This window comes from Lactonifactor longoviformis, assembly GCF_042848515.1.
Lineage (GTDB): Bacteria > Bacillota > Clostridia > Lachnospirales > Lachnospiraceae > Lactonifactor > Lactonifactor longoviformis.
The window spans coordinates 2,855,639-2,882,572 of record NZ_AP031453.1; the positions used below are offsets into that span (position 1 = coordinate 2,855,639).

The following is a 26,934-nucleotide window of genomic DNA, read 5'->3' on the forward strand; positions in this document are numbered from 1 at the left end:
ACTTTGAGAAAAATAGCAGTACTGGATAAGAGTACGATTGACAAAATCGCTGCCGGGGAGGTCGTGGAGCGTCCTGCCTCGGTAGTAAAGGAACTGGTGGAGAATGCCATTGATGCAGGGGCCACCGCTGTAACTGTGGAAATAAAAGAAGGGGGCATTTCTTTTATCCGAATCACAGATAATGGATCGGGTATGGAAAAAGAACAGGTGCCCCTTGCTTTTCTGCGTCATGCCACCAGCAAGATTGCATCGGCAGAGGATTTGACCCGCATATCCTCCCTGGGATTCCGGGGGGAAGCTTTGTCCAGCATTGCTGCTGTCTCACAGGTTGAATTAATCACCAAAACGGTCCGGGAGCTGACAGGAACCCGGTATGTCATTGAGGGGGGAGAGGAAAAAGCGCTGGAGGAGATTGGGGCGCCCAACGGAACCACCTTTTTAGTGCGCAACCTTTTTTTCAACACTCCCGTACGGGCCAAATTTCTGAAAAGCCCTGTGACAGAAGCCAACTATGTCAGCAGCTTTATGGAACAGCTGGCTTTGTCCCACAGTGACATCTCTTTTAAGTATATTAGCAACGGACAGACAAAATTACACACTTCAGGAAATAATAATCTAAAAGATGTGATCTATCACATCTACGGGAGAGACATTACCAGGGAGCTTATGGAGATTCAATGGGAGAGGAACGGTCTTGCCATTCAGGGATATATGGGAAAGCCTTCTGTCTCCAGAGGAAACAGGAATTTTGAAAATTATTATGTCAATGGCCGCTACGTGAAAAGTAAGATTATAATGAAAGCTATAGAAGACGCCTATAAGCCATTTCTCATGCAGCATAAATATCCGTTTGTCTCTCTTCATCTGACTATGGAGGGCGAAGATCTGGATGTAAATGTACATCCCACAAAGATGGAGGTCCGCTTCAGCAGTGGGCAGGAGGTGTATCAGGCTGTATATCAGGCACTGCTGGAACAGCTTACGCACAAAGAGCTTATCCCCGAGGTGAGTTTTGACCGCTCCAGAGAGAAAAAGGAATTGCCTCCGCCCCAGAGCTCCATTCCGGAGCCCTTTGAAAAACAGAGGATAGCCGCCCAAACAGCGGTGCAGCCGCCCGAAGAGACAGCAAAAACAGTACATCCGGCAAAGCACGTCCGGGAAAACACGGTATATGCAGCTGTCCGCCCTCAGACAGGGAGCACAGAGGAAAGACCCAGGGTACCCCGGGAACAGAAGCCGCCGCTGCCTGTACAGCCGCAGACCGCTCCGGAGGAAGCTGGGATATCCCTGGAGACTGCCGAAAGAGGAGAGGCCGGGAAGAAAGATCACGGGGAAGCTTCCCAACAGCTGGAATTATTTGAGGAGAAGCTGCTGTCGCCGTCTGCCAGGTCCCGGCACCGTATCATCGGACAGTTATTTGATACGTACTGGCTGGTAGAGTATGACAATAAATTCTATATTATTGATCAGCATGCGGCTCACGAAAAGGTGCTGTATGAGCGCATTATGAAGGATTTGCAGAATAAGGAGATCCATTCCCAGTACCTGAGTCCGCCCCTTATCATAGAGCTGAGCATCCAGGAGGAGGAACTCCTGCGGGCTAATATGGAGGTTTTTGCCTCCTTCGGTTTTGAGATTGAATCCTTTGGGGGGAGAGGCTACAGTATCCGGGCTGTTCCGTCGAATCTTTACGGTGTGGCAGATGCGGAGCTTTTCCTGGAACTTTTAGATCATTTGGAGGGAGACACCAAGCGTTCCTCTCTGGAACTTCTGACCCACCGGCTGGCAACTATGGCATGCAAAGCAGCTGTAAAAGGAAACCAGACGTTATCCTGCAGCGAAGCGGATCGGCTAATTGAGGAACTGCTGACTCTGGATAATCCGTATCACTGTCCTCACGGAAGGCCGACGATTATTGCCATGACCAAATATGAACTGGAAAAGAAATTTAAACGAATCGTGTAGGTGAAAAGATTGAAGAAACCGCTGATTGTTCTCACAGGCCCCACAGCCGTGGGAAAGACGAAGCTTTCCCTCTCACTGGCGAAAGCTGTAAATGGAGAAATTATATCTGCAGATTCTATGCAGGTTTACCGGTATATGGACATTGGATCCGCCAAGATACATCCGGATGAGATGGAGGGAATTCCCCACCATCTTATTGATGTGCTGGAACCCTCCGAGGATTTTAATGTAGTAAGATTTCAGACCATGGCGTTAGAGGCCATGGAGGATATCTACGAAAGGGGAAGACTGCCTGTTCTCACCGGAGGAACTGGATTTTATATCCAGTCTGTGGTGAAAGGGATAGACTTTACAGAAAATGATGACGATACCGCATGCCGCCGCAGGCTGGAAGCTCTTGCTGACGAGCGGGGCAATGAGTATCTTCACAGCTGTCTGTGCCAGGCAGATCCGGCTTCCGGGGCTTCTATACATCCTAACAACAGAAAGCGGGTTATCCGGGCGCTGGAGTACTACGAGAAGACCGGCCTGCCCATATCGGCGCACAATGAACAGGAACGGCAGAAGGAGTCACCTTATCAATATGCCTATTTTGTCCTGAATGAGGAGAGAGACCGCCTTTATCAAAAAATAGAACAGCGTATCGATCAGATGATGGAACGCGGCCTTCTGGAGGAAGTGAAAGCACTCCACCGTATGGGATATACGAAAGATATGGTCTCCATGCAAGGGCTGGGCTATAAAGAACTCCTGTCATACCTGGACGGCACATGCAGTCTTGAGGAGGCTGTCTATACTCTGAAACGGGATACCAGGCATTTTGCCAAGCGGCAGCTTACCTGGTTCCGGCGGGAGCGGGACGTAATATGGCTGGAAAAGGAAGCCTTCGGCGGAAGAGAGGATAAGATACTGGAATATATGCTTTCAGTATGCGAAGAGAAAGGAATTTGGAAAAGACCATGAAACAAGAAATAGAAGAAATATATGAGAAACTGGGAATCTCCCCGCAAGTCCGGAGGTTCGGACAGAGGACGGAAGCGCTCCTAAAGGAACGGTTTGCAGGCATAGACGAGGTGGCAGAGTATAATCAGATGAAGGTAATACACGCCATGCAGAAAAATCGGGTCAGCGAGGCCTGTCTCTACGCTTCCAGCGGTTACGGGTATAATGATCTGGGAAGAGATACCCTGGAGGCTGTCTATGCAGATACCTTTCACACAGAATCGGCTTTGGTGCGCCCGCAGATTGCCTGCGGCACCCATGCTCTGGCCGTGGCCCTCTCCGGCAATCTGCGGCCCGGGGATGAACTTTTGTCTCCTGTGGGAAAGCCTTATGACACGCTCGAAGAGGTAATCGGGATCCGTCCTTCCAAAGGGTCTCTGGCCGAATACGGGGTCAGCTACCGGCAGACAGAGCTTCTCCCGGACGGCAGTTTTGACTATGAAGCCATTCGGGCTGCCATAAACAGCAGGACTAAGCTGGCAACCATTCAGCGCTCCAAAGGTTATCAGACCCGCCCTTCCTTCTCCGTGAAGGCAATCGGGGAGCTGATTGCTTTTATCAAATCAATGAAACCGGATATTATCTGTATGGTAGACAACTGCTACGGAGAATTTGTGGAGGCAATAGAACCTTCTGACGTGGGGGCAGATCTAATAGTGGGTTCCCTGATCAAGAATCCGGGAGGGGGACTTGCTCCTATTGGTGGGTATATAGCAGGAAAGGAAGAATATGTGGAGAATGCGGCCTACCGCCTCACCTCTCCCGGGCTGGGAAAGGAAGTAGGGGCTACATTGGGGGTAAACCAGCCCTTTTATCAGGGCTTTTTTCTCGCACCTACGGTTGTGGCAGGCGCACTGAAAGGCGCAGTGTTCGCGGCAAACCTTTACGAGCAGCTGGGCTTTGATGTCCTCCCAAACGGCAGTGAAAGCCGCCATGATATAATCCAGGCAATTACCTTCCATAAGCCGGAGGGAGTCATCGGTTTCTGCAAAGGAATCCAGGCAGCTGCCCCGGTAGACAGCTATGTGGATCCGGAACCCTGGGCCATGCCCGGCTACGACAGCGATGTGATAATGGCTGCCGGAGCATTTGTACAGGGTTCTTCCATAGAACTCAGTGCGGATGGTCCCATAAAGCCTCCGTATTCCGTCTATTTTCAGGGGGGACTTACCTGGCCGCACGCAAAATTGGGAATTCTTATGTCCGTTCAGAAGCTTCTTGAGGCAGGCGTAGTCTCACTGCCTGAGAACCTGTTCTAGATTCCTTTTATTGAAAGCCCATAGAAAGGAGAAAAACACTTTGAGCAAAAGCAAGCATGCTGAGTCATCCGTTGTTGTGATTGGGGGAGGAGCCTCCGGCCTGATGGCGGCTGTTACGGCAGCCCGGATGGGGGCAAAGGTTACCCTTCTGGAGCATAACGACAGGCTGGGGAAAAAGCTTCTGGCGACCGGCAACGGCAGGTGTAATATGACCAACATTCATCAAAATCCCAGAGCTTACAGAGGAACCTGCCCGGAATTTGCCGATATGGCGTTATCTCATTTTTCAGTGGGAGATACGATCCGGTTTTTCTCACAGCTGGGAATCTACACAAAGAATAAAAACGGCTGGATCTATCCGGCAAGCCTTCAGGCCTCCAGCGTTCTTGAGGTGCTGGAGATGGAAGCCCGATATCTGAAGGTCAAATGTAAAACCAGAGAGAACGTAACCGCTGTCCTTCCGGCTGAGGATGGATATCTGGCGGTTACAGAGGGATGGAGTTATCCATGCCGCAAGGTAATACTCGCATGCGGATCCAGCGCTTCGGGGATTGAGGGAGCGGACGGCAGCGGCTACTCTCTGGCGGAAAAGCTGGGACTGCGTCTGATACCGCCTCTCCCTGCTCTGGTTCCCCTGCGCTGCAGGACTAAATCTTCCGATTACCGGAAATTATTTTCCAGATGGTCCGGAGTGCGTGTGGAGGGCCGGGTGGTTTTACGGGCCAACGGAGAGAATTTTCTCAGTGAGACAGGGGAACTTCAGCTGACCGATTACGGTGTATCCGGCATCCCTGTCTTTCAGCTGAGCCGCTACGCGGTCCGGCTATTGCAGGAAGGACAGACCCCGGAACTGCTCCTGGATTTCTTCCCTGATTTTTCTAAAAAACAGCTGGAGGGCTTTCTCAGGAAACGGCAGGAGGACTGTCCTTATAAGACACGGAAGGAATCCCTTACCGGCCTGTTTCCCAGAAAGCTCATTGAAGTGCTTATGGACGGATCACCGACTTTGGAGGAACTGGTTTCCCGCATTAAAGAGTATCTCCTTCTTCCAACCGGCGCCGCTTCTCTGGAGCAGGCGCAGGTCTGTTCCGGCGGCGTAGATACCAGACAGCTGCATCCCGAAAGCATGGAAGCAAAGGAATATCCGGGACTTTATATCTGCGGCGAACTTGCAGACATAGACGGGGCCTGCGGCGGATATAATCTTCAGTGGGCATGGACCAGCGGTGCCCTGGCAGGCAGAGCTGCGGCCGAAGCGCTGAGAAAGGAGAGTTCATGATAGAGATACGCCAGCTGAAGCTTCCCGTCCCTCATACTGAGCAGGAGCTTATAAAAAAGGCAGCAAAGCTGTTAAAAATCAGTCCGGATCAGATCCTTTCTTATACCATCCGGAAGCAGTCTGTGGATGCCAGGAAAAAGGAGCAGCTGCAGTACGTATATACCATTGATGTAAAAGTAAAAAAAGAGCATAAAATCCTCCAAAAGGTTGACAATAAAAATATTACGTTAACTAAAAGAACCCGGTATGAGGTGCCCCCCTGCGGTACGCTTCCTCTCAGGAGCAGACCGGTAATCGCAGGCAGCGGGCCTGCAGGACTTTACTGCGGATATCTTCTGGCAAAGCATGGATACTGTCCTCTGATTCTGGAGCGGGGAGAGGAGGCCGGCCGGCGTCTGGAAAAGGTAACAGCCTTCTGGAATACGGGAGAATTGGATGCACAGTCCAACGTACAGTTCGGGGAAGGCGGTGCGGGAACCTTTTCCGACGGAAAGCTCAATACGCTGGTGAAGGATCCTCTGGGAAGAAACCAGAAGGTGCTGGAACTATTTGTAGAGGCCGGAGCTCCCAGTGAAATCCTCTATCTGCAAAAACCTCACCTGGGTACAGATCTTCTGATTACTATTGTACAAAATATCCGAAGAATGATTGAGGATATGGGGGGAGAATTTCGTTTTTCTTCCCAGCTGACCGGTTTTTCGGCTGAGGACGGCTGTCTTGCCGGCATAGAGGTGAACCACGGAGAATGGATACCGGCAGAGGTGCTGGTCCTTGCTGTAGGACACAGTGCAAGAGACACGTTTTCTATGCTGTACGAACACGGACTGCAGATGAATGCCAAGTCCTTTGCCGTGGGGGTGCGCATAGAACATCCCCAGACGATGATAAACAAGGCCCTCTATGGGACAGAGTACAATCCCTATCTCGGCCCCGCAAGCTATAAATTGACCCATCAGCTCTCTGCAGGCAGAGGAGTCTACAGCTTCTGTATGTGTCCCGGAGGATATGTGGTGAATGCCTCTTCGGAGGAAAACCATCTGGCGGTGAACGGTATGAGCTATCATGCCAGAGACGGCAGGAATGCCAACAGCGCAATGATTGTCACAGTTACCCCGGAGGATTACCGGGATTCCCATCCGCTGGCAGGTGTTGCATTTCAGAGAAGCTTAGAGTCTGCTGCCTATACCATGGGCCAGGGAAAAATTCCGGTGCAGCTGTTTCAGGATTTCAGAGATTCCAGGACCAGCCGCTGTCTGGGAGACATAGATCCGCAGATAAAAGGGGCATGGACCTTTGGAAATCTGAGGGATATCTATCCCGACTGTATCAGCAGTTCTCTGGAAGCAGGAATTTTGGCTTTTGAACGGAAGATACCGGGATTTTCAAGGCCGGACGCACTCTTAAGCGGAGTGGAAAGCCGAACCTCCTCCCCGGTACGCATTGACAGAAACGAAGAATTTATGAGTAATTTCCGTGGAATCTATCCCTGCGGAGAGGGAGCCGGATATGCCGGCGGAATCACTTCGGCAGCCATGGACGGACTGAAGGTGGGAGAGGCGATTATTAAAAAATTCAGAAATTTAGAGTAAGGCGTATACATTGTTTTTGATCTGTGATACAATAAAATTTGCTTTAAAGCAGGCAGTTTCCTTCCGGACATTTACTTGAAGAGAGTGTAAGGAGGAACTATGCAGGAAGCAACCGGAATACAAGGGATTCCCCCTATGGACAGGCCTTATGAAAAGTGCAGGCGCTTAGGTCCTGCCGCTCTTACGGATGCAGAGCTCTTGGCAATTCTTATCCGAACCGGCTCACAGGGAATCTCATCTATATCACTAGCAACTAAGATATTAAGTCTATCAAAAGATAAAGAGGGTCTCTTAGGAATCCATCAGCTGTCTCATGAAGAACTGATGGATCTCAAAGGGGTTGGCCCCGTGAAGGCACTGCAGATTAAATGTATAGGGGAGCTTTCAAAACGTATTGCCAGTGCGGCGGCCAAAAGGGGACTTTCCTTCCGTACACCCAGTACGATTGCAGACTATTATATGGAACAGCTGCGTCACGAAGAACAGGAACTCATGGTGTGTATGATGTTGGATACCAAAAATCATCTGTTGGGTGAAGAAATCATATCGAAGGGGACAGTCAACGCTTCGCTGGTGTCTCCCAGAGAATTATTTTTGGCAGCACTTAAATTTCATGCTGTCAATATTATTTTAATCCACAATCATCCAAGCGGTGATCCAACGCCCAGTGAGGACGATATTTTACTGACAGAAAAAGTAAGGGGAGCGGGAGAAATCATTGGCATTCACCTGTTAGATCATATTATAATCGGGGACTGCCAGTATATAAGCTTTTGTGAACGGGATATCCTTAAAAAATACTAGAAGGGAAGTATGGTATGCCAATTCATAAAACTTTTGGCGTAGATCTGGGGACGAGCACGATTAAGATCTATTCCGCCCAGAAAGACACTATAACGAAAGAAAAGAACATGATTGCGATTAGAAACGGGGAACAAGTGCTGGCTGTGGGAGATGACGCTTATGAAATGTATGAAAAAGCGCCTTCCAACATCTACGTTGAGTCTCCCATGTCTTTCGGTAAGATCGCTAATATAAATCACACAGAAATTGTACTGCAGACACTGCTGCAGCGGGCAGAACATGCCTCTTTGCTGGGCAACACACTTTATCTTACAGTTCCTGCAGACATGTCTGAAATCGAAAAAAGAGCCTACTATACCATTGCCAGCGGCAGCCGGAAGAACAATGTGCGTATGGTAGAAAAATCTATAGCAGATGCGATTGCTCTCGGAATCCCCCTGAATCACACGAAAGGATCTATGGTCGTAAATATCGGTGCCCAGAGCACAGAGATTTCTGTGGTGGCAGAAGGACGGGTTATTTTAAGCAAGATTGTAGAGATAGGCGGCAAACAGCTGAATGAATCCATCTGCAACACAGTGCGCCGCAAATATAACCTACATATCGGCACAAGAACAGCAAAACGTCTGAAGCTGTCCCTGGGCTATCTGGGACTGGATAAAAAAGAGGCCCGGAAGATAGTGGGCATAGACAGCCTTTCCGGTCTTCCCAGAGAGGGAGTAATCTCCTCTAAGGCCGTGCACGAGGCTATTACCGATCTGATTCGGACAGTGGGGGAAGAGATTAAGTTTTTTCTGGAACGCACACCTCCTCAGATCTATCACTCCATAATAGAAGAGGGGATTTATCTCACAGGAGGGACTACCCGGATTCCGGATATTGAGTGGTATCTGCGGAGAGTGACCGGTTATAAAATCCATCTTTCGGGTCTTTATGATCTGTGCACCATCTGCGGAGTCAAGGAGATCATTAACAGCCGCTCTTTACAGAAATGGGCAAAATAATAATAGAGGTTTTAGCATGAAGAAGAAACGCAGTATTAAAATAAAAAGCAAACATTTAATTGTTATCATGTCACTGGTATGTATCAGTCTGATGCTTCTTACCTTTACGGCAAAACTTCCCACCGGCCCGGTGAAAAGAGTGGCCGGATATATCATTGTTCCCTTCCAGAACGGACTCAATGAGGTGGGGAATCTGCTGTCCGGTGTACAGGACGGCTTTCAGAAAAAGAGCAGGCTGGTAAAAGAAAACAAAAAGCTTCAGGAAAAGGTAGAGGAGCTCACCACAGAAAACAGTCAGCTGATCCAGAACCAGTATGAGCTGGAGCGGCTGCAGAAGCTCTATGATCTGGATCAGCAGTATGCAGAATATGATAAAGTAGCTGCTGAGGTAATCTCCAAAGATCCGGGGAACTGGTACGATACCTTTGTGATTAATAAGGGAAGCGATGACGGGATCAAAAAGGATATGAATGTAATTACCATCGGCGGTCTTGTGGGGATTGTCACAGAGACGGGTTCCAACTGGTCAACGGTACGCTCCATTATTGATGATTCCAGCAATGTCAGCGCCCAGGTGGCCACGACCTCGGATACCTGTACGGTTACCGGCAATTTAAAGCTTATGGATTCCGGGAAGCTGGGATTTATCCAGCTGCGGGATGAAGAGGGAAAAGTCCAGGTGGGGGACAAGATTGTCACATCCCAGATCAGCGATAAGTTCTTAAAAGGAATCCTCATCGGATATATCAGTGAGCTGGAGGAAGACTCCAACCACCTGACGTACACAGGAACATTGATTCCGGCAGTGGATTTTGCACATATACAGGAGGTTCTTGTGATTACCGATCTGAAACAGCAGAAAGGGGAGTCCTGATATGAGACGAAGAATCGTAATATTGCTGCTGATTATTGTCAGCTTTATTCTACAATCTACGGTTTTCCAAAGTCTTTCTATCGGCTCTATTGCCCCCAATCTTCTTTTGATTCTTACCGTTTCGTTCGGATTTATGAGAGGAAAAAAGACCGGGCTGTGGACAGGATTTGTCTGCGGCCTGATGATCGATATGTTCTATGGAAACCTGCTGGGCTTCTATGCACTGGTCTATATGACGGCCGGTTATATTACAGGATTCTGTTACAAAATTTACTACGACGAAGATATCAAAGTACCCATGATATTGATTGCCATCTGCGATATTGGCTATAATATTATGGTTTACTGCCTGCAGTTTCTGCTGCGGGGACGTCTTGACTTTTTTTACTATCTGAGACGAATTATGATACCGGAAATGGTATATACCATTTTAATCACTTTGGTATTCTACCGTATCCTGTATAAAATCAACCACAAATTAGTGGAACTGGAAATGAAAGAGAGAGATTCAACTTGGTTAAGAAAATAAAAAACTTTCTGAAAAAAATATCTGTCCACAGAACCACCGTCCTGATGATTGTCTTTGCCGGTATGTTTTGTATCCTGATTCAGCGGCTGTTTCAGCTGCAGATTCTCAGCGGGCAGGAATATGCAGAAAACTTTAACCTGAGAACTACCAAAGAGCTGACTTTGAATGCCACCCGCGGCAATATCTATGATCGAAACGGCAATGTCCTGGCATCAAATAAGCTTTCCTATTCCATAACCCTGGAAGACAACGGAACGTATGACAGCACCCGGGAGAAAAATCTCACCCTGAACAGCGTGGCTTATGAAGTCCTTCAGATTCTGCAGGCGAATGAGAATTCCATTGACCATGATTTCCATATTATATTAGATGAAAACGGAGAATATGCCTTTGACGTCACAGGAACCTCTCTCCAGCGGTTCCGCGCCGATGTGTACGGCCATGCCTCCATTAACGATTTGAAAAAAGCAGAGGAAGAGGCTACCCCCAATGAGATTATGGCTTATCTCTCGGGCAATGAGCGGTTTGCCCTGACAGATGCGAAAAAGCCGTATACTTCCGATGAGCTGACAAAGTTCTCGCTGCCTGAAAGCTTTACACCTCAGGAGACACTGGACATAGTGACCATACGCTACGCGCTTTCTACCAACAGTTTCCGGAGATATGTTCCTGTTACCATTGCCAGCAACGTGAATGAAAATACGGTAGCCATAATTATGGAGAACAAAGACAGGCTGCAGGGGATTGACATAGCCCAGGACACAATCCGTGCGTATGAAGACAGTATTTACTTTGCACCTATCATAGGCTATACCGGCAAAGCTTCAACCGAAGAGCTGGACGAGCTGAAGAAGGAGAGCGATAATTATAATAGTACTTCAATTATCGGAAAAACCGGGATTGAGCAGTATATGGAGACTTACCTTCAGGGCACCAACGGCTCCAGAAAGGTTTATGTGGATAATCTGGGAAAGGTTCTGAAGACAGACGATGACTCTGTGGTAGACCCGCAGTCCGGCAAGGATGTGTATCTCACCATTGACAAAGAACTGCAGATTGCCGCTTATAAAGTGCTGGAACAGCATATCGCAGGAATTGTCTCCTCCATGATTCAGAATATAAAGGATTTTGACCGCACCAATGTAGATGACACGGCAACCATCCCTATTCCTATCTACGATGTCTACTTTGCACTGATCAATAACAGCGTAATAGACATCGGGCATTTCACAGAGGAGGGGGCTTCCGAGACCGAACAGGAACTCTACGCCCGTTTCGAGGAAAAGCAGGCATCTGTCTTTGAATCCATCCGTCAGGAACTGACCGGGGAAGCACCGGCAGCCTACAAAGATCTGGATAAAGAGATGCAGGAATATATCAGCTACATTGTCAATGAGCTGCTGATGACAAAAACAGGGATCTTGTCTGAGGATGCCATAGACAAGACCGACGCCACCTACATTGCCTGGACCACCGATGAGTCCATCAGTCTTCAGGAATATCTTACGTATGCGGCAAGTCAGAACTGGATTGACATTTCCAAAATTTCTACCGAAGGCGCCTACCTGGATTCCAGCGAAGTGTATCAGGCGCTGGCTGCATATCTGGAGGAAGCTTTGGCAAAGGATACCGCCTTCAGCAAACTGCTGTATAAATACATGCTTCAGTCAGATACTATCTCCGGCAGACAGGTCTGCACGATACTGTATGATCAGGGAGTGCTTTCCACCGATGACGGCGATTACGAGGCGCTGATCTCCGGAAGGCTTACAGCGTATGACTTTATGAAAAGCAAAATCAATAATCTGGAGATTAAACCGTCGCAGCTGGCTCTGGATCCCTGTTCCGGTTCTCTTGTGGCAACGGACCCCAACACGGGTGAGATACTCGCCTGTGTTACTTACCCAGGCTATGACAATAACCGGCTGGCCAACCAGATGGATACTGCGTACTACAATGCGCTGGCCGCGGACCTTTCGCAGCCGTTCTACAACAAAGCCACCCAGCAGCGCACAGCGCCTGGTTCTACCTTTAAGATTGTAACAGCTGTAGCGGGACTGGAAGAGGGGATTATCACCGATGACTTCGGTGTGGACTGTACCGGAATATTTAACAAAGCAGGCTACAGCATCCGATGCTGGAACCACGGGGGCCACGGCTGGCTGGGACTGCAGTCGGCGATTAAAGAGTCCTGTAACGTATTCTTTGATGAAGTGGGATATCGTCTGGGGCTGGACAGTGAAGAAAACTTCTCGGAAAGCCTTGGCCTTGAAAAACTGGAACAGTACGCTTCACTGTTTGACCTGGATAAGAATTCCGGGATCGAGATTTCTGAGGCATCCCCTCAGATTTCCGATAAAAATGCGGTGCCCTCCTATATCGGTCAGGGTACTCATAACTATACAACCTCTCAGCTGGCCCGCTATGTAACGACAATAGCCAACAGCGGCACCAGCTATAATATATCTTTGCTGGATAAAGTAACCGATTCCGACGGGAATGTAATCGAAGACTTTACACCGGAAGTACAGAGTACCATCGACCTGAAAGACAGCGAGTGGAATACCATTCATGCCGGCATGCGTCAGGTGGTACAGAATAATGAAGCCTTTAACGGCATGAACTACAGTGTTGCCGGAAAAACAGGTACAGCTCAGCAGAGCAAGTCAAGACCCAGCCATGGTCTTTTCATTGGATATGCACCAGTAGAGGAACCTCAGCTTGCCCTTGCGGTCCGTATTGCCAACGGTTATTCTTCGGCAAATGCGGCATCTGTGGCAAGAGAAGTTATAAGCTACAAATTTGACTTGCAGGATGAAGCTTCACTACTGACAGGTACTGCATCAAGCTATGTGGGTACATCTCAGACCGATTAAAATACGTTGGGAATTAAATTATTTTAAATGTACCATAAGATGACAGAAAAAGGGATAGTATAGTAGGAGGATGGTATATGAGTGAAATAATTGTCGTCACATCAGGCAAAGGAGGGGTCGGGAAAACCACTGTTGTTGCCAATATTGGCACCGGCCTTGCACAGTTGGATAAAAAGGTAGTTGTCGTGGATACAGACATCGGCCTGCGTAATCTGGATGTGGTTCTGGGACTGGAAAACCGTATTGTTTATAATCTTATCGATGTGATAGAGGGAAACTGCAGATTGAAGCAGGCTCTCATTAAAGATAAGCAGTACGGCAGCCTTTATCTGCTGCCTTCCGCCCAGACAAGAGATAAGACGGCAGTGACACCGGAACAGATGATAAAGCTGACCCAGGAGCTTTCCAAGGAATTTGATTATATCATACTGGACTGCCCCGCCGGCATCGAACAAGGCTTTAAGAATGCCATAGCGGGCGCTGACCGCGCCATTGTTGTGACAACGCCGGAGGTTTCTGCCATTCGGGACGCGGACAGAATTATAGGGCTTTTGGAGGCGAATGAGATGGAAGATATCCAGCTTATTATCAACCGCCTTCGTCCGGATATGATAAAGAGAGGGGAAATGATGTCCATAGATGACGTCACGGATATTCTGGCAGTGTCTCTTTTAGGGGCTGTGCCGGATGATGAGGAAGTGGTCATAGCCACCAATCAGGGAGAGCCGCTTTGCGGCAAGGAATCTTTGTCCGGTCAGGCGTTCTCTAATATCTGCAGGCGTATCCAGGGGGAGGAAGTGCCTCTTCTGGACTTTGAAGTGAAAAAGGGTGTATTCCGACGCCTGGGCAGTTTCTTTAAAAAGTAAATAAAGGAGGACATTTCATTGTTTCTATTATCAAGAAATAAGCGTTCCAGCGCCGTTGCTAAAGACAGGCTGAAGCTTTTACTGGTTTCAGAAAGAATTGACTGTACTCCACAAATGATGATAATGATAAAAAACGATATGATTCAGGCCGTCAGTAAATATTTCAATATAGATGATGAGAGAGTAGAGATTAAGTTTACCAGGAATCCCTCTGCCCTGTCGGCCCGGATTCCACTTTCTGCTCAGCAGAACGGGATGCGAAACAGGAAATTGATATAAAATACTAAGGTGACTACATGTTAAAACAATACAAATTAAAAGATTACAACTTCAGATTAGTTCTATGGCTGATTGCCATCAGCGGAGTGGGTATTCTCCTTGTGGGAAGTGCCCAGCATTCACTGCAGAGCCGCCAGGTAATGGGAGTGGCAATGGGGCTTGCCGTGATGCTGATTCTTTCCCTGATGGATTTTAGCTGGATCCTGAATTTTTACTGGATCATTTATTTCGGGAATATTATTATGCTTCTGGCCGTACGGCTTTTCGGCAGTTCCGCCGGAGGAGCAACCCGCTGGATTGACCTTGGATTCATCCGCTTTCAGCCCACGGAGCTCTCGAAGATTCTTTTAATTATGTTCTTTGCAAAATACTTTATGGAACACGAGGATGACTTGAATACGTTTCGGACGCTGGTGCAGTCATTAATACTTCTCGCTGTGCCCCTTGTCCTTATTCTTATTCAGCCTGACTTGAAAAATACAATTACGGTTGTTATACTTTTTTGTATTCTATTGTATATTGGAGGGCTAAGCTATAAGATAATCGGCGGTGCTCTGCTCATCACCATACCTCTGGCTGTTATTTTTCTGACCATTGTTGTACAGCCGGACCAAAAACTGCTCAAGGATTATCAAAGAGATCGTATTATGTCGTGGCTGTATCCTGAAAATGAAGAGTACGCAGATGATATTGCACAGCAGGAAAACTCTAAGATTGCCATTGGATCCGGTCAGCTGACCGGGAAGGGCCTGGACAACAACGAGGTCTCCTCTGCCAACAAAGGAAATTTCGTTTCCCAGATACAGACAGACTTTATCTTTGCCGTAGCTGGGGAAGAACTGGGCTTTATCGGCTGCTGCTGCATTGTAGGACTGCTGCTGCTTATTATCTTTGAATGTGTATTCGTGGGACGAAGGGCCAAGGACCTGTCGGGTAAGCTGATTTGCTGCGGGGTGGGCTCCGTTATCGGCCTGCAGAGCTTTATCAATATCTGTGTGGCTACCGGCCTGATGCCCAACACCGGGACCCCTTTGCCGTTTGTAAGCTATGGACTGACTTCCATTGTCAGTCTGTATATTGGTATGGGCTTGGTTTTAAACGTAGGACTGCAAAAAAGTAAAACATATATAGGAGGTCAAATATCATGAATATAGGACTTATCGCGCATGATTCAAAGAAAAAACTGATGCAGAATTTCTGCATAGCTTACAGGGGCATTTTGAGCAGGCATACGCTGTATGCCACAGGCACTACCGGCCGTCTGATCGAAGAGGCATCTAATTTGCCGGTTCACAAATTTATCGCCGGACACCTGGGGGGAGAACAGCAGCTTGGCACGCTGATTGAGCAAAATCAGATGGATCTCATTATTTTCCTGAGAGACCCCGTGGCTCCGAAACGGCATGACCCGGATGTCAACCGTATTTTCCACCTTTGTGACACTCACAACATACCACTGGCCACCAATCTGGCTTCAGCGGAATTACTGATTAAGTCTTTGGACAGAGGAGAGTTAGACTGGCGTGAAATGTACAGATAAAAACAGAAAAAGATCCCGCAGGGAGCTGCGAAGGCGCAAAGTGCGCCGGACTATATTTTTAAGTCTTTTCCTGGTGATCGTGGTATTGGCCGGTGCGTTAAGTATCATGATGTTTCAAAAGGACAGAGCGCTGGATGAGGTACTCCCCTACAGCCTGCAGACAGAAGTATTCGGAAAATCCGGAGATGACACTGCACAGGTGGCTGAGGGAATGGCCTATAACCTATGTGTGGCATCGGGAGATATATCTTTGGAGGGAATCACGCCTCAAAACAGCGAGCGATCCGCTTTGCTGGATGTGGATGGAAAACAAGTGATGTTTTCCCAGTCCATGTTTGAGAAGACATATCCTGCCAGCATTACGAAGCTGATGACTGCCATACTGGCGCTGGAGCACGGCAATATGAATGATGTTGTTACCATTGAAGAGGAAGACGTCACACTGGAAGAAGGGGCACAGCTCTGCGGCTTTAGAGCAGGAGATAAGGTTTCTATGGATGAGCTTCTTCACGGGCTCCTTGTGTATTCCGGTAATGACGCGGCCATGGCCATTGCCCGTCAGGTAGGGGGCAGTGTGGACGCGTTTGTACAGATGATGAACGAGGAGGCTCTGCGTCTCGGGGCCACCGGAACGCATTTTGTAAACCCTCACGGACTCCACGATCCGGACCACTATACGACTGCGTATGATATTTACCTAATGCTCAATGAAGCGATTACCTACAAAGAATTCACCGCCATATCCCAGATGAGTTCCTATACCCTTACGTACCAAAAGGCCAACGGAGAGAAAGGGCGGATTGCCCTAGAGGCCACCGATAAATATCTTACCGGAGAGATTTCAACTCCTAAGGATGTGACGATCCTGGGCGGCAAAACAGGAACCACCAGTCAGGCAGGTGCGTGTCTGGCCATTGTATCCCAGAATGCCTATGGAAAGCCATACATTTCCATCGTGCTGAATGCCAAAACGAAAACTATTTTATATGATCAGATGACTTCTCTGCTCCAGAAAATAAATTCGTAAATTTTCATAAAATTTCAGATTTGCCATTGTTTTTTTTGTTTAAATACACTATAATTGTACCTAACAGAACTAACATTTTGGCATAAATACATATTACGTAGGTTCAAGGAGGAAATTGCGATGGTTCAATTAATTGTAGGCAAAAAGGGAAAAGGAAAGACAAAAGAACTATTGGACAGGGTAAATAAAACGATCAAATCAGCCAACGGCAGCGTGGTATATCTGGACAAGAATGTAAAGCACATGTACGAGCTGAATAATAAAGTAAGGTTAATTGATGTATCTACCTTTCCACTTAAGAATCCTGATGAGTTTGTAGGTTTTATCTGCGGTATTATTTCACAGGATCACGATCTGGAGGAAATGTATCTGGACAGCTTTCTGAATATTTCAAAATTAGAACAGATGGAGGATGGTGACATCGCCGGTACAATCAGACAGATTGAAGCCATTGGCAAAGAGTTTTCTATTACGTTTACCCTGAGCGTTTCTAAAGATGCCGACGAACTGCCAGAAGATTTGAAGGATAAGATTATTGTATCATTATAATACACATAATAAAAAACAAAGGACTGCTGCAAAAACCTGCGACAGTCCTTTGTTTTTTTATTCCTGGCCCATATTGCCGATTCTGCCGAAGAGGCTGATTAAGTATAATCCGCAGAGTCCTACGACAGCATAAATAATCCTTGAAATCCAGGACATATTTCCAAATAAAAATGCAACCAGGTCAAAGCGGAAGAATCCGATTAACCCCCAGTTCACTGCACCGATAATTGCAATTACAAGTATTGTATAGTCGATTCCTTTTGAACGCATAATGACTACCTCCTTATTCTTTATCCTATATTTTTACCAGAAAAACACATTTCATACCATTTTTTTCTTTCGAAATTCCATGTTGTACTTAAAGTTGGAAAATGGTACAATGTTAACTGATGTAAAAGTATTGTACCAGACAGAAGGAGACTATCAATTTGTCAGTCAGAAATAAAATACTTGAAACACTGAAAAAGATTATTACAAGCGCAAAAAAGCTGCTTACGCTAAATATAGGCACTTTGATTTTCGGTGCACTTTTTATCTATATGCTGATCACGGTTCTTCTCTATGTCACCTCCACCCACGTCACCTCATACCAGGTGACAGCAGGTCCCCTGGCTAAGAATCAGACCTACACGGCACTGGCTCTTCGAACAGAGGAAGTGGTAACGGCAGACAGCCCCGGCTATGTCACCTACTATGCCAGAGAAGGAAGTAAAGTACGTAAGGCAGGCACAATATACTCGGTTGGAGATACTAAGACACAGTCTGCGGATATGGAGCTGAATGAGGAAGATCTGGAAAAAATCAGATCACAGCTTGCCAAATTTGCCAACAATTTCAGCTCAGATACTTTTCACGACGTATACAGCCTGAAATATGAGATTGAGGGAACCATTCTTCAATCCGCAGGTATAGGGGCCTCGGGGGAGGATACGGGTTCTGTGTCCGCAACCTTTGGCACACAGACCATATACAATGCCCCTTATGACGGGGTAGTCCTGTATTCCACGGACGGGTACGAGAGTTTAACTCCTGAGGACGTGTCAGGGGACAGCTTCAGCCAGATGTCCTACCAGCAGAATCATCTGCTCTCAGATTCCCAGGTAAAGGCAGGGGAACCGGTGTACAAGCTGGTCACAGATGAAAACTGGACCCTTATGATTCCGCTGACCGACAAACAGGCCGCAGAGCTGGCAGACAGGACGGCCATTAAGGTCAAGTTTCTGAAGGATGGAGCCACTCAGGTGGGAAGCTTTTCCATAGTGGAAAAAAAAGACGGAAAATACGGACAAATCGATCTGAGCAACGGCATGGTGCGCTATGCCTCGGATCGCTTTCTAGAGATAGAGCTGGTAACCAACACAAAGACCGGGTTAAAAATACCCATGTCCTCTGTAGTCAGCAAGGAATTCTACCTCATTCCGGAGGAATTTAAAACCCAGGGGGACAACCAGCAGGAAGCGGGCTTCCTGGTCCGCAGAGAAGGAAAAGGCGGAAAGACTACCACAGAGTTTATCAGTACCACCCTCTATGAGCTAAAAGACGGCAGCTACTATGTAGAAACGTCTGATTTCAAAAAGGGGGATGTCATCGTAAAGCAGGATTCCAGCCAGAATTATGTCATTGGCGAGACTGCAGAACTGGAAGGTGTATACAGTATGAATAAAGGATACGCCGTCTTCCGCAAAATCTCTGTTCTGGATCAGAACGATGAGTACTGTATTGTAGATAAAGATACTTCCTATGGAATTGCCCAGTTTGATCATATTGTACTGAACGGCAATTCTGTGAAAGAAGAAGATATTTTATATTAGGAGATGATACCATGGATGTAAAAGAGAACTATAAAGCAGTAGAAGAGAAAGTACAAAGAGCTTGCCAAAAAGCGGGCAGAGACAGGAGTGAGGTTACCCTTATAGCAGTCAGCAAGACAAAACCTGCAGGCCTTATCGAGGAACTGCTTCCCCTTGGCGTAAAAGATTTTGGAGAGAATAAGGTGCAGGAGCTGACATCTAAATACGAGGCGCTTCCCAAGGATCTGCACTGGCATTTGATTGGTCATCTCCAGAGAAATAAGGTGAAGTACATCATCGATAAAGCATGTCTCATTCACTCTGTGGATTCCCTCAGACTGGCCGAGACCATTCATCACGAGGCTGAGAAAAAAGGGCTGGTTATGCCGGTGCTTATTGAGGTAAACGTAGCCGGGGAAGAGAGCAAGTTCGGAGTTTCTGTTGAAGAGACACTTCCCCTTATACAGGAAGTGGCAAAACTGCAAAATATTGCCGTAAAAGGACTTATGACGATAGCGCCGTACGTTGAAGATCCAGAAGATAACAGGGAAATTTTCAGGAAATTAAAGAATTTAAGTGTTGACATCAAAGGGGAAAACATGAATAATGTTACTATGGATGTCCTGAGCATGGGTATGACAGGAGATTATGAGGTGGCGATTGAAGAAGGGGCTACCTTGGTCCGTGTAGGGACAGGCATCTTTGGTGAGCGTAATTACGCAGCAGTATAAAAGAATGGAGATTAAATAATGGGCGTTTTAGATAAGTTTTTAGATGCAATCAAATTAAATGATGATTACGACGATGATGAATTTTTTGATGATGCAGACGACTTCGAAGAGGAGAAGCCAAGAAAACGTTTCTTAAAGAAGCTGGAGGAAGAAGATGACGATGAGTTCTATGATGACCCGGCACCGGTAACCTCTTTTCATAAAGCCAAAAAAGCGGCCAAAGCAGAGAAAGCGGCAACTGCTGCTCCCAGCAGTGCAAGGCCTGCCAAGCAGCCTAAGGCAGCTTCATCTAAGGTTACGCCTATGCGTAATACTAAAAAAGTATCAAGTGCAATGGAGGTTTGTGTGATTAAGCCAACGTCAATGGAGGACACCAGGGAAATCGCGGATACTCTGCTGGCAGGATGTACCGTGGTATTAAATCTGGAGGGACTGGACGTGGAAGTGGCCCAGAGAATTATTGACTTTACTTCCGGATCCTGTTATGCCATCAACGGCAGTCTTCAGAAGGTATCCAGCTACATCTTTATTTTAACACCTGCTGATGTGGATATTACCGGCGATTTTCAGGAAATCTTAAGCGGTGCATTTGACTTTCCGTCAATCCGCACCGAGTTCTAAGGATAATCTATGGAAAAAGAAGAACAATTCATAAAGCGAATCCGGGAATTATGTCAGAATGCTTATCAGAGAGATGTTGTAACATTTTCTGATTTCCTGGATTTGAACGAACTACATATGGTAAATCATATTAACTACCGGGAACTGGGGGTAACTCTGAAGACCTGCGGTGGGTATGAATTAGCAGAGCGTCAGATGGCAGCATTCATCCCTGATGCTCTTTCTTATGTATTGCGTCCCTCTGAAGGGACAGTCCGGGGCATCTGCCTGGGGAATGGATGGGAATACCCAATGGACTGTCTTTGCATCCGTCCTCTTGCAAAGAGATACGCGGAACCGCTCACACACAGGGATTACCTGGGAGCAGCTGTCAATCTCGGCATCCAGAGAAGTAAGCTGGGTGACATTCTGGTGGATGAAAAGGAGGCTTATTTGTTCTGCCACAGATCACTTACGGAATTTATTTCCGGGGAACTGTGCAGAATCAGGAATACAGGTGTGACAGCCCGGAAGATTCCGGACCTGTCCGGCCTTCCGGAGAGAAAACGGGAAGAAATTACAGGTACTGTGGCATCTGTGCGTCTGGACGCAGTTCTGGCACTGGCTTTTCACACATCCAGAAGCCAGATGCTCCCCTTCATTGAAACCGGAAAAGTATTTGTAAATGGGAAAATGGTGGTTTCCAACGGCTATCAGCTAAAAGAAGAAGATATTATTTCCGTGCGGGGAATGGGGAAATTTCAGTATTCCCGGGTATTGAAGCAGACGAAAAAGAACAGGTACAGTATCTGCCTGTACCGATACAGATAGGAGACAAGAGCATGTATCAGGAATTAAAAGTACAGCGGAAGGGTGAATTTGCGTACTCTATTTACTTTGAGAAAAGCTTACAGAAGCTTCCGGAGAAGCTGCTGGCATTGGGGAAGAGTTTTCAAAAGATATGTATTGTAACAGACAGTAATGTTGCACCTTTGTATCTGGAGGAAACTGCCAAAGGGCTGAGAGACAGCGGCTTTGAGGTTACTGCCCATATCATCCCGGCAGGGGAAGAGAATAAGACGCTGGTTCAGATTCAGAAAATATATAAACATCTGATTGAAAATCACTATGACCGAAAAGATCTTCTGCTGGCGTTAGGCGGCGGTGTGGTGGGCGATATGACCGGTTATGCAGCAGCCACCTACTTAAGAGGAATAGCGTTTGTACAGGTTCCAACCACCCTTCTTGCTCAGGTAGACAGCAGCATCGGCGGGAAAACAGGAGTGGACTTCGATCAATATAAGAATATGGTGGGGGCATTCCATCAGCCGGTGATGGTGTATATGAATGTCTCTGCCCTTTTGAGTCTTTCCGAGGAGCAGTTCTCCTGCGGAATGGGTGAAATTTTAAAGCACGGCCTGATTCGGGATTACTCCTATTATGCCTGGACGGTATTTCACAGAGAAGAGATTTTAAAGAGAGTCCCTGAGGTCTTAACAGAGATGATTTACCGCAGCTGTGTCATTAAAAAAACAGTAGTGGAAAACGATCCTACGGAAAAAGGAGAGCGGGCTGTCTTGAATATGGGACATACCATAGGGCACGCCGTAGAAAAACTTAAGAACTTTTCCATCCTGCACGGCCAGTGTGTGGCCCTTGGAATGGTAGCATCCGCCTACCTGTCCTTTCAGAAGGGATACATTACAGTAGAAGAATTTGCAAAGATGCAAAAGGATTTAAGAGCTTTCGGCCTTCCGGTAAGAGTCGGCGGACTCTCCCCTGAGGAGGTGCTTTCCGCAACAAAATCCGATAAAAAAATGGAGCACGGCCGGATAAAGTTTATACTGATGGACAGGATGGGGCATGCTGTGATAGACACCTCGGTTACAGATGAGGAGCTTCTGGATGCGATTACCGTAATCGACGCTGTTTAGGAAAGGACAAATTGTTATGGAACATCAGAAAAAAATTAGAATACAGGCTATCTTGGCCGGGTTTGCTGCCCTTTTGCTTCTGGTGGGGCTGGATCAGTGGACCAAGGCCCTTGCAGTGGAGCATTTGGCCGGGCAGAGGGATATTGATCTGATTCCCGGTGTCCTCACGCTTCATTATCTAGAAAACCGTGGGGCTGCTTTTGGCATTCTTCAAAACCAGCAGTGGATCTTTGTACTGATCGCCGCAGTGTTTTTCCTGGCGGCCACAGCTGCATACTGGAAAATGCCCAAGACCAGACATTACCTGCCTATGCATATATTGGCCGTAACAGTTACTGCAGGAGCTGTGGGCAATGTACTGGATCGGGTACGTTTAAATTATGTGGTAGACTTCGTCTATATCTCACTGATTAATTTTCCGGTATTTAATGTGGCAGATATCTATGTGACAGTCTCTGCCGTGCTGTTTTTCATCTATGTGATTTTTTATTACAAAGAAGAAGACTTCCAGTTTTTAAAGAAAAGGGAGCGGTAAACCGTCCATGGAAAAGTATAACTATAAAGTAGAGGAATTCGAGGCAGGAGAGCGGGTTGACAAATATCTTTCCCTTCTGCTTCCCGGGTATTCCCGGTCTTATATACAAAAAGTCATTAAGGAGGGCTGTGTTCTGGCAAATGAACAGCCTTTAAAAGCAAACTATAAAATCCAGCCCGAGGATACGATCACGATAGAGATACCAGACCAGAAGGAGCCTGACATTCAGCCGGAAAACATCCCGCTGTCGATTCTCTATGAAGACAGTGAACTTTTGGTTGTGGACAAGCCCAAAGGTATGGTAGTGCACCCCAGTGCAGGACATTACTCCCATACACTGGTGAATGCACTCCTTTTTCACTGTCAGGGTCAGCTGTCCGGGATTAACGGGGTTCTCCGTCCGGGTATCGTTCACAGAATCGATATGAATACAACGGGGGCTCTTGTGGTGTGCAAAACAGATCGTGCCCATCAAAGCCTGGCCATGCAGCTAAAGGACCACTCCATTACCAGAAGATACCGGGCCATTGTTCACGGCAACCTAAAGGAGGATGAGGGCACAGTAACCGGAGATATCGGCCGGCATCCCACCGAGAGAAAAAAAATGGCAGTTACCCAGAAAAACGGTAAGCCGGCAGTTACCCATTACCGGGTACTGGAGCGCTTTGGTTCGTTCACATACATCGAATGCCGGCTGGAGACCGGGCGCACCCATCAGATACGTGTGCATATGAGCAGCATACGCCATCCTCTTTTGGGAGATGATGTATATGGTCCTAAAAAATGCCCCTTTCCTGGTCTCCGGGGCCAGACACTGCACGCAATGATATTGGGCTTTCTGCACCCCGTTTCTTCTGAATATATGGAGTTTACAGCCCCTCTACCTGAATACTTTTCTGAAATTCTGGATAGATTGAGATAATGTATATACATTTTGCATAAAATGCGATATAATATATATAGATTACTAGTGTACTAACCTTGGAAAACTTGTCGGTACACGGAGGGAAATGACAGGAAAGGAGTGTGTGCTTATGGCAAACACAGTAATTACAATCGGGCGCCAGTATGGCAGCGGCGGAAGAGCAATCGGACAGCGGTTAGCAGAAGAGCTGGGCATTAAATATTATGACAGTGAACTGCTGGACAGAGCTTCCAAGGACAGCGGTTTATGCCAGGAATTGTTTCAGAATCATGATGAGAAACCTACAAACAGTTTTCTCTACTCTCTGGTAATGGATACATATTCCTTTGGCTATTCATCAGCCGCATTTACGGATATGCCCATTAACCATAAAGTCTTCCTCGCTCAGTTCGAGACGATTAAAAAGATTGCGGAAGAAGAATCCTGTGTCATGGTAGGCCGCTGCGCAGATTATGCACTGTCTGATTATCCGGGCTGCCTGAGTGTCTTTATCCATGCGGATCTGGATAAGAGAATCCGAAGAATTGCAAAAAAATATGAGCTCACGGATGCGGCTGCCAAAGATAAGATCCACAAGACAGACAAACAAAGATCCAGCTACTATAATTATTACACCAGCAAAAAATGGGGAGATGCCAATGGCTACCATATGTGTCTGGACAGCGGGGTCCTTGGAATGGAGGGCTGTGTGGAGTTAATCAAGAAAGCGATTGAAGTTAAAAACGCGCATCAGAAAAAGTAAAGCTAAGATGAAAGAAGAGACGGGATGATAACCGTCTCTTCTTTCATCTTATGCGGGGCATCCGCTGTGGCCAACCCTGTATATTGCCGTTTAAAACAGCGGTAAACATTCGTTCCTTTGCTCCCGGATGTTCCTTACTCAATGTCTTCACCAGTTCTTTGGCATATTGTCTTTTTGTATAGCCGTCCACCGGGCAGGGACTCTTTTCCACAGGCAGACGGTACTTATTCCAGAATCCGATGACATCCGCTTCATCCACAAACATCAGGGGACGGATGACCGTTAGATCCATACGATCCAGATAAGTTCTGGGAGAGAAAGAATGAAATCTTCCCTCAAAAATCAACGACAGCAGCATTGTCTCAACAATATCATCTTTATGATGGGCATAAGCCACTTTGTTGCATCCCAGTTTTTTTGCAGCTTCATTCAATGCTCCTTTTCTCATCTTGGCGCAGAGGGAACAGGGGTTGCTCTCCTTTCTCTCATCGAATATAATCTGTGCAATCTGAGTGGGTACCACTGTATAAGGAACCTCAAGCTCTCTGCAGAGATTTGCCATAGGTTCTGTGGAGAACCCAGGGTGGCCCAAATCTACGGTGACTGCCTCTATCGTAAATGAATTGGGGTAAAAACGCTTCAGACCGTGGAGCGCATAGAGCATGGTCAGACTGTCCTTTCCCCCGGAAATTCCTACTGCAATTTTATCTCCCGGATCTATAAGCTGGTATTCATCCACTGCTTTTCTTGTATAACTCAATAATTGTTGTAATTTCATCTCTTTTCCTCCAATTAGCCATAAGTATTATATCTTACCCGACAGAAAAAAGAAATACATTTTTTACATTTTTGCAACACAAAGTCATAAATTTGTGATATACTTTTAGCGTCTGCGGGAAGTGTTTTTACTCCCGGGGATTATTATCAATTGGAGGCTGTTATGAAATTTCGTTGGGACAATAAATATCTTCATTGGGGAATTACCGCATTTCTTGTAATATGTGCAAGTTTGCTTTTTTATTTTGGAATCTTTCATATGAATACTCTGCTTCATGGGATTCATATTATCAAAAACATTATGATGCCTGTTATCTGCGGGGCCGTCATAGCCTATCTGTTAAGCCCTATTGTAAACTTTTTGGAGCACAAGTGCATCTTTGAACCCCTGGAAAGGAAAAAGATCAGCCTGAACAGGAGAAAGCAGAGAGTCATCCGCTATGTCTGTGTGTTTCTGGCTTTGATTTTTGCGGGGACCATTATTTATACCCTGATTGCTATGATTGTGCCGTCTATCATTGACAGTATTATTAATATCATCAATAACTCCCCCAGGTATATTCAAAATATTGAACACTGGATCGAAAGACTTCTGGAAGACAATCCGGATTTAGAGGCCACGGCATTTGATATGTTTACCCGCCTTTCCTCCAAGGCAGAGGTATGGCTGACCCAGGATCTTCTGCCCCAGCTGAAAGATCTGCTCCAGCAGCTATCTTCCGGGATTTTTGATGTGTTAATATTTCTGAAAAATATTTTAATCGGCGCTATTATCTCTGTCTATCTGATTGCGGACAAAGAGGGATTTATCGGCCAGGGGAAGATGTTTTTGTATTCCATATTACCTCTGGATAAGGCCAATCATATGATTTCTAATCTTCGTTTTGTGCATAAGACATTCGGAGGCTTTATCAGCGGGAAAATTATTGACTCTTTTATAATTGGAATCCTGTGTTATATCGGCACCAGCCTTATCGGCACCCCTTACGCTATCCTGGTAAGTGTGATTGTGGGAATCACCAATGTGATTCCTTTCTTCGGACCATATCTGGGAGCCGTGCCCTGTGCATTCCTGATTCTGCTGGTCAATCCTATGCAGTGTTTATATTTTATTATCTTTATTCTGATCCTGCAGCAGTTTGACGGAAATATCCTGGGTCCAAAGATTCTCGGAGAATCCACAGGTTTGTCCAGTTTTATGGTAATCGTTGCTATCCTGCTGTTTGGGGGCGTTTTCGGCATTCTGGGCATGTTTATCGGGGTACCTGTTATGGCAGTGATATACGCGGCATTTAAGTCCTGGAGGAGTAAAAAGCTCACCGAAAAGTCGCTTCCTCCGGATGAGGCATCTTACATGGAGATGGACTGTATCGATGAAGCTACCCTTCAGCCTGTTCCCTGTCCGGAAACGGCAAAAGGCAGGAGAGAGGAAAAAATGAAAGAGGAGAAATAACACAG

Annotated in this window: 27 protein-coding genes; 25 read left to right on the forward strand and 2 right to left on the reverse strand. The window is 46.7% G+C overall.

Annotated features, from left to right (window positions below; all coding sequences use genetic code 11):
* The first annotated feature begins 3 nt into the window (after window positions 1-3).
* The 16 genes from mutL to ACGHCT_RS13225 all read left to right on the forward strand — a co-directional run bounded on the left by mutL (window position 4) and on the right by ACGHCT_RS13225 (window position 17,442).
* The gene (gene mutL, locus ACGHCT_RS13150; RefSeq protein WP_390436228.1) at window positions 4-1,965 is read left to right on the forward strand and encodes a DNA mismatch repair endonuclease MutL; all 1,962 of its coding nucleotides are present in this window, start codon (window positions 4-6) and stop codon (window positions 1,963-1,965) included.
* A 9-nt stretch (window positions 1,966-1,974) separates the two neighbouring features.
* Complete coding sequence (gene miaA / locus ACGHCT_RS13155) at window positions 1,975-2,928, forward strand: tRNA (adenosine(37)-N6)-dimethylallyltransferase MiaA (RefSeq protein WP_390436230.1); 954 nt, start codon at window positions 1,975-1,977, stop codon at window positions 2,926-2,928.
* Entirely contained in the window at window positions 2,925-4,226 is a 1,302-nt protein-coding gene (locus ACGHCT_RS13160) for a methionine gamma-lyase family protein (RefSeq protein ID WP_072852878.1), read from the forward strand. Before miaA ends, ACGHCT_RS13160 begins: the two co-directional genes overlap by 4 nt.
* Before the next feature lie 40 nt (window positions 4,227-4,266).
* Window positions 4,267-5,505 (forward strand): NAD(P)/FAD-dependent oxidoreductase, encoded by a 1,239-nt coding sequence (locus ACGHCT_RS13165; RefSeq protein ID WP_390436231.1) that lies wholly within the window; start codon window positions 4,267-4,269, stop codon window positions 5,503-5,505.
* On the forward strand, window positions 5,502-7,094 hold the full coding sequence (locus ACGHCT_RS13170; protein WP_390436232.1) for an NAD(P)/FAD-dependent oxidoreductase: 1,593 nt from the start codon (window positions 5,502-5,504) through the stop codon (window positions 7,092-7,094). The genes ACGHCT_RS13165 and ACGHCT_RS13170 overlap by 4 nt, the downstream gene beginning before the upstream one ends.
* 99 nt (window positions 7,095-7,193) lie before the next feature.
* On the forward strand, window positions 7,194-7,898 hold the full coding sequence (radC, locus tag ACGHCT_RS13175) for a DNA repair protein RadC (RefSeq protein WP_072852814.1): 705 nt from the start codon (window positions 7,194-7,196) through the stop codon (window positions 7,896-7,898).
* A 14-nt stretch (window positions 7,899-7,912) separates the two neighbouring features.
* Window positions 7,913-8,902, forward strand: coding sequence for a rod shape-determining protein (locus ACGHCT_RS13180; RefSeq protein WP_072852816.1), 990 nt, complete (start codon window positions 7,913-7,915; stop codon window positions 8,900-8,902).
* Between the two features lie 16 nt (window positions 8,903-8,918).
* On the forward strand, window positions 8,919-9,776 hold the full coding sequence (mreC, locus tag ACGHCT_RS13185; protein ID WP_072852818.1) for a rod shape-determining protein MreC: 858 nt from the start codon (window positions 8,919-8,921) through the stop codon (window positions 9,774-9,776).
* 1 nt (window position 9,777) lies between these two features.
* Window positions 9,778-10,305 carry a rod shape-determining protein MreD gene (gene mreD / locus ACGHCT_RS13190; protein WP_072852820.1) on the forward strand — a complete coding sequence of 176 codons (528 nt, stop codon included), beginning with the start codon at window positions 9,778-9,780 and terminating at the stop codon, window positions 10,303-10,305.
* On the forward strand, window positions 10,290-13,181 hold the full coding sequence (locus ACGHCT_RS13195; RefSeq protein WP_072852822.1) for a penicillin-binding transpeptidase domain-containing protein: 2,892 nt from the start codon (window positions 10,290-10,292) through the stop codon (window positions 13,179-13,181). The genes mreD and ACGHCT_RS13195 overlap by 16 nt, the downstream gene beginning before the upstream one ends.
* Window positions 13,182-13,258: 77 nt before the next feature.
* Window positions 13,259-14,047 (forward strand): septum site-determining protein MinD, encoded by a 789-nt coding sequence (gene minD, locus ACGHCT_RS13200; protein WP_072852824.1) that lies wholly within the window; start codon window positions 13,259-13,261, stop codon window positions 14,045-14,047.
* Between the two features lie 18 nt (window positions 14,048-14,065).
* Entirely contained in the window at window positions 14,066-14,326 is a 261-nt protein-coding gene (gene minE, locus ACGHCT_RS13205; RefSeq protein ID WP_072852826.1) for a cell division topological specificity factor MinE, read from the forward strand.
* A 17-nt stretch (window positions 14,327-14,343) separates the two neighbouring features.
* Entirely contained in the window at window positions 14,344-15,474 is a 1,131-nt protein-coding gene (locus tag ACGHCT_RS13210) for an FtsW/RodA/SpoVE family cell cycle protein (protein WP_072852828.1), read from the forward strand.
* Window positions 15,471-15,866, forward strand: a complete 396-nt coding sequence (locus ACGHCT_RS13215) for a methylglyoxal synthase (RefSeq protein WP_072852830.1) — start codon at window positions 15,471-15,473, stop codon at window positions 15,864-15,866. The genes ACGHCT_RS13210 and ACGHCT_RS13215 overlap by 4 nt, the downstream gene beginning before the upstream one ends.
* A complete protein-coding gene (locus ACGHCT_RS13220) occupies window positions 15,850-16,893 on the forward strand; it encodes a D-alanyl-D-alanine carboxypeptidase family protein (protein ID WP_390436234.1) in 1,044 nt (347 codons plus the stop codon). Before ACGHCT_RS13215 ends, ACGHCT_RS13220 begins: the two co-directional genes overlap by 17 nt.
* 120 nt (window positions 16,894-17,013) lie before the next feature.
* Window positions 17,014-17,442: a twitching motility protein PilT gene (locus ACGHCT_RS13225; RefSeq protein ID WP_072852835.1), complete on the forward strand. Its 429-nt coding sequence runs from the start codon at window positions 17,014-17,016 to the stop codon at window positions 17,440-17,442.
* A 57-nt stretch (window positions 17,443-17,499) separates the two neighbouring features.
* On the opposite strand, the gene ACGHCT_RS13230 is transcribed toward ACGHCT_RS13225, so the two are convergent.
* Window positions 17,500-17,712, reverse strand: a complete 213-nt coding sequence (locus ACGHCT_RS13230) for a DUF378 domain-containing protein (protein WP_072852837.1) — start codon at window positions 17,710-17,712, stop codon at window positions 17,500-17,502.
* A gap of 158 nt (window positions 17,713-17,870) precedes the next feature.
* Between ACGHCT_RS13230 and ACGHCT_RS13235 the strand changes: the two genes are divergently transcribed.
* The 8 genes from ACGHCT_RS13235 (at window position 17,871) to ACGHCT_RS13270 (ending at window position 24,699) form a co-directional block, all read left to right on the forward strand.
* Entirely contained in the window at window positions 17,871-19,253 is a 1,383-nt protein-coding gene (locus tag ACGHCT_RS13235) for an HlyD family efflux transporter periplasmic adaptor subunit (protein ID WP_084067954.1), read from the forward strand.
* A gap of 11 nt (window positions 19,254-19,264) precedes the next feature.
* On the forward strand, window positions 19,265-19,963 hold the full coding sequence (locus ACGHCT_RS13240) for a YggS family pyridoxal phosphate-dependent enzyme (protein WP_072852840.1): 699 nt from the start codon (window positions 19,265-19,267) through the stop codon (window positions 19,961-19,963).
* An 18-nt stretch (window positions 19,964-19,981) separates the two neighbouring features.
* Window positions 19,982-20,584: a cell division protein SepF gene (locus ACGHCT_RS13245; protein WP_072852842.1), complete on the forward strand. Its 603-nt coding sequence runs from the start codon at window positions 19,982-19,984 to the stop codon at window positions 20,582-20,584.
* A gap of 9 nt (window positions 20,585-20,593) precedes the next feature.
* Entirely contained in the window at window positions 20,594-21,394 is an 801-nt protein-coding gene (locus ACGHCT_RS13250) for an RNA-binding protein (protein ID WP_072852844.1), read from the forward strand.
* An 11-nt stretch (window positions 21,395-21,405) separates the two neighbouring features.
* The gene (gene aroB / locus ACGHCT_RS13255) at window positions 21,406-22,497 is read left to right on the forward strand and encodes a 3-dehydroquinate synthase (protein WP_390436237.1); all 1,092 of its coding nucleotides are present in this window, start codon (window positions 21,406-21,408) and stop codon (window positions 22,495-22,497) included.
* A gap of 16 nt (window positions 22,498-22,513) precedes the next feature.
* Window positions 22,514-23,032 (forward strand): signal peptidase II, encoded by a 519-nt coding sequence (lspA, locus tag ACGHCT_RS13260; RefSeq protein ID WP_072852848.1) that lies wholly within the window; start codon window positions 22,514-22,516, stop codon window positions 23,030-23,032.
* 7 nt (window positions 23,033-23,039) lie between these two features.
* Complete coding sequence (locus tag ACGHCT_RS13265) at window positions 23,040-23,954, forward strand: RluA family pseudouridine synthase (protein ID WP_072852850.1); 915 nt, start codon at window positions 23,040-23,042, stop codon at window positions 23,952-23,954.
* A 112-nt stretch (window positions 23,955-24,066) separates the two neighbouring features.
* The gene (locus tag ACGHCT_RS13270; RefSeq protein ID WP_390436240.1) at window positions 24,067-24,699 is read left to right on the forward strand and encodes an AAA family ATPase; all 633 of its coding nucleotides are present in this window, start codon (window positions 24,067-24,069) and stop codon (window positions 24,697-24,699) included.
* A gap of 43 nt (window positions 24,700-24,742) precedes the next feature.
* On the opposite strand, the gene ACGHCT_RS13275 is transcribed toward ACGHCT_RS13270, so the two are convergent.
* Window positions 24,743-25,477 (reverse strand): tRNA 2-thiocytidine biosynthesis TtcA family protein, encoded by a 735-nt coding sequence (locus ACGHCT_RS13275; RefSeq protein WP_390436242.1) that lies wholly within the window; start codon window positions 25,475-25,477, stop codon window positions 24,743-24,745.
* Window positions 25,478-25,639: 162 nt separating this feature from the next.
* Between ACGHCT_RS13275 and ACGHCT_RS13280 the strand changes: the two genes are divergently transcribed.
* A complete protein-coding gene (locus ACGHCT_RS13280) occupies window positions 25,640-26,929 on the forward strand; it encodes an AI-2E family transporter (RefSeq protein ID WP_072852854.1) in 1,290 nt (429 codons plus the stop codon).
* The last annotated feature ends 5 nt before the right edge of the window (window positions 26,930-26,934 follow it).

Bases quoted from the DNA above. Each gene is read 5' to 3' on its own strand.
- ACGHCT_RS13280 (WP_072852854.1), top strand. From the start codon at position 25,640: ATGAAATTTCGTTGGGACAATAAATATCTTCATTGGGGAATTACCGCA.
- ACGHCT_RS13160 (WP_072852878.1), top strand. From the start codon at position 2,925: ATGAAACAAGAAATAGAAGAAATATATGAGAAACTGGGAATCTCCCCG.
- ACGHCT_RS13250 (WP_072852844.1), top strand. From the start codon at position 20,594: ATGGAAAAAGAAGAACAATTCATAAAGCGAATCCGGGAATTATGTCAG.
- minD (WP_072852824.1), top strand. From the start codon at position 13,259: ATGAGTGAAATAATTGTCGTCACATCAGGCAAAGGAGGGGTCGGGAAA.
- aroB (WP_390436237.1), top strand. From the start codon at position 21,406: ATGTATCAGGAATTAAAAGTACAGCGGAAGGGTGAATTTGCGTACTCT.
- mreD (WP_072852820.1), top strand. From the start codon at position 9,778: ATGAGACGAAGAATCGTAATATTGCTGCTGATTATTGTCAGCTTTATT.
- ACGHCT_RS13230 (WP_072852837.1), bottom strand. From the start codon at position 17,712: ATGCGTTCAAAAGGAATCGACTATACAATACTTGTAATTGCAATTATC.
- ACGHCT_RS13245 (WP_072852842.1), top strand. From the start codon at position 19,982: ATGGGCGTTTTAGATAAGTTTTTAGATGCAATCAAATTAAATGATGAT.
- ACGHCT_RS13265 (WP_072852850.1), top strand. From the start codon at position 23,040: ATGGAAAAGTATAACTATAAAGTAGAGGAATTCGAGGCAGGAGAGCGG.
- ACGHCT_RS13170 (WP_390436232.1), top strand. From the start codon at position 5,502: ATGATAGAGATACGCCAGCTGAAGCTTCCCGTCCCTCATACTGAGCAG.
- ACGHCT_RS13215 (WP_072852830.1), top strand. From the start codon at position 15,471: ATGAATATAGGACTTATCGCGCATGATTCAAAGAAAAAACTGATGCAG.
- radC (WP_072852814.1), top strand. From the start codon at position 7,194: ATGCAGGAAGCAACCGGAATACAAGGGATTCCCCCTATGGACAGGCCT.
- ACGHCT_RS13275 (WP_390436242.1), bottom strand. From the start codon at position 25,477: ATGAAATTACAACAATTATTGAGTTATACAAGAAAAGCAGTGGATGAA.
- mreC (WP_072852818.1), top strand. From the start codon at position 8,919: ATGAAGAAGAAACGCAGTATTAAAATAAAAAGCAAACATTTAATTGTT.
- ACGHCT_RS13225 (WP_072852835.1), top strand. From the start codon at position 17,014: ATGGTTCAATTAATTGTAGGCAAAAAGGGAAAAGGAAAGACAAAAGAA.
- lspA (WP_072852848.1), top strand. From the start codon at position 22,514: ATGGAACATCAGAAAAAAATTAGAATACAGGCTATCTTGGCCGGGTTT.
- ACGHCT_RS13270 (WP_390436240.1), top strand. From the start codon at position 24,067: ATGGCAAACACAGTAATTACAATCGGGCGCCAGTATGGCAGCGGCGGA.
- ACGHCT_RS13240 (WP_072852840.1), top strand. From the start codon at position 19,265: ATGGATGTAAAAGAGAACTATAAAGCAGTAGAAGAGAAAGTACAAAGA.
- ACGHCT_RS13180 (WP_072852816.1), top strand. From the start codon at position 7,913: ATGCCAATTCATAAAACTTTTGGCGTAGATCTGGGGACGAGCACGATT.
- ACGHCT_RS13210 (WP_072852828.1), top strand. From the start codon at position 14,344: ATGTTAAAACAATACAAATTAAAAGATTACAACTTCAGATTAGTTCTA.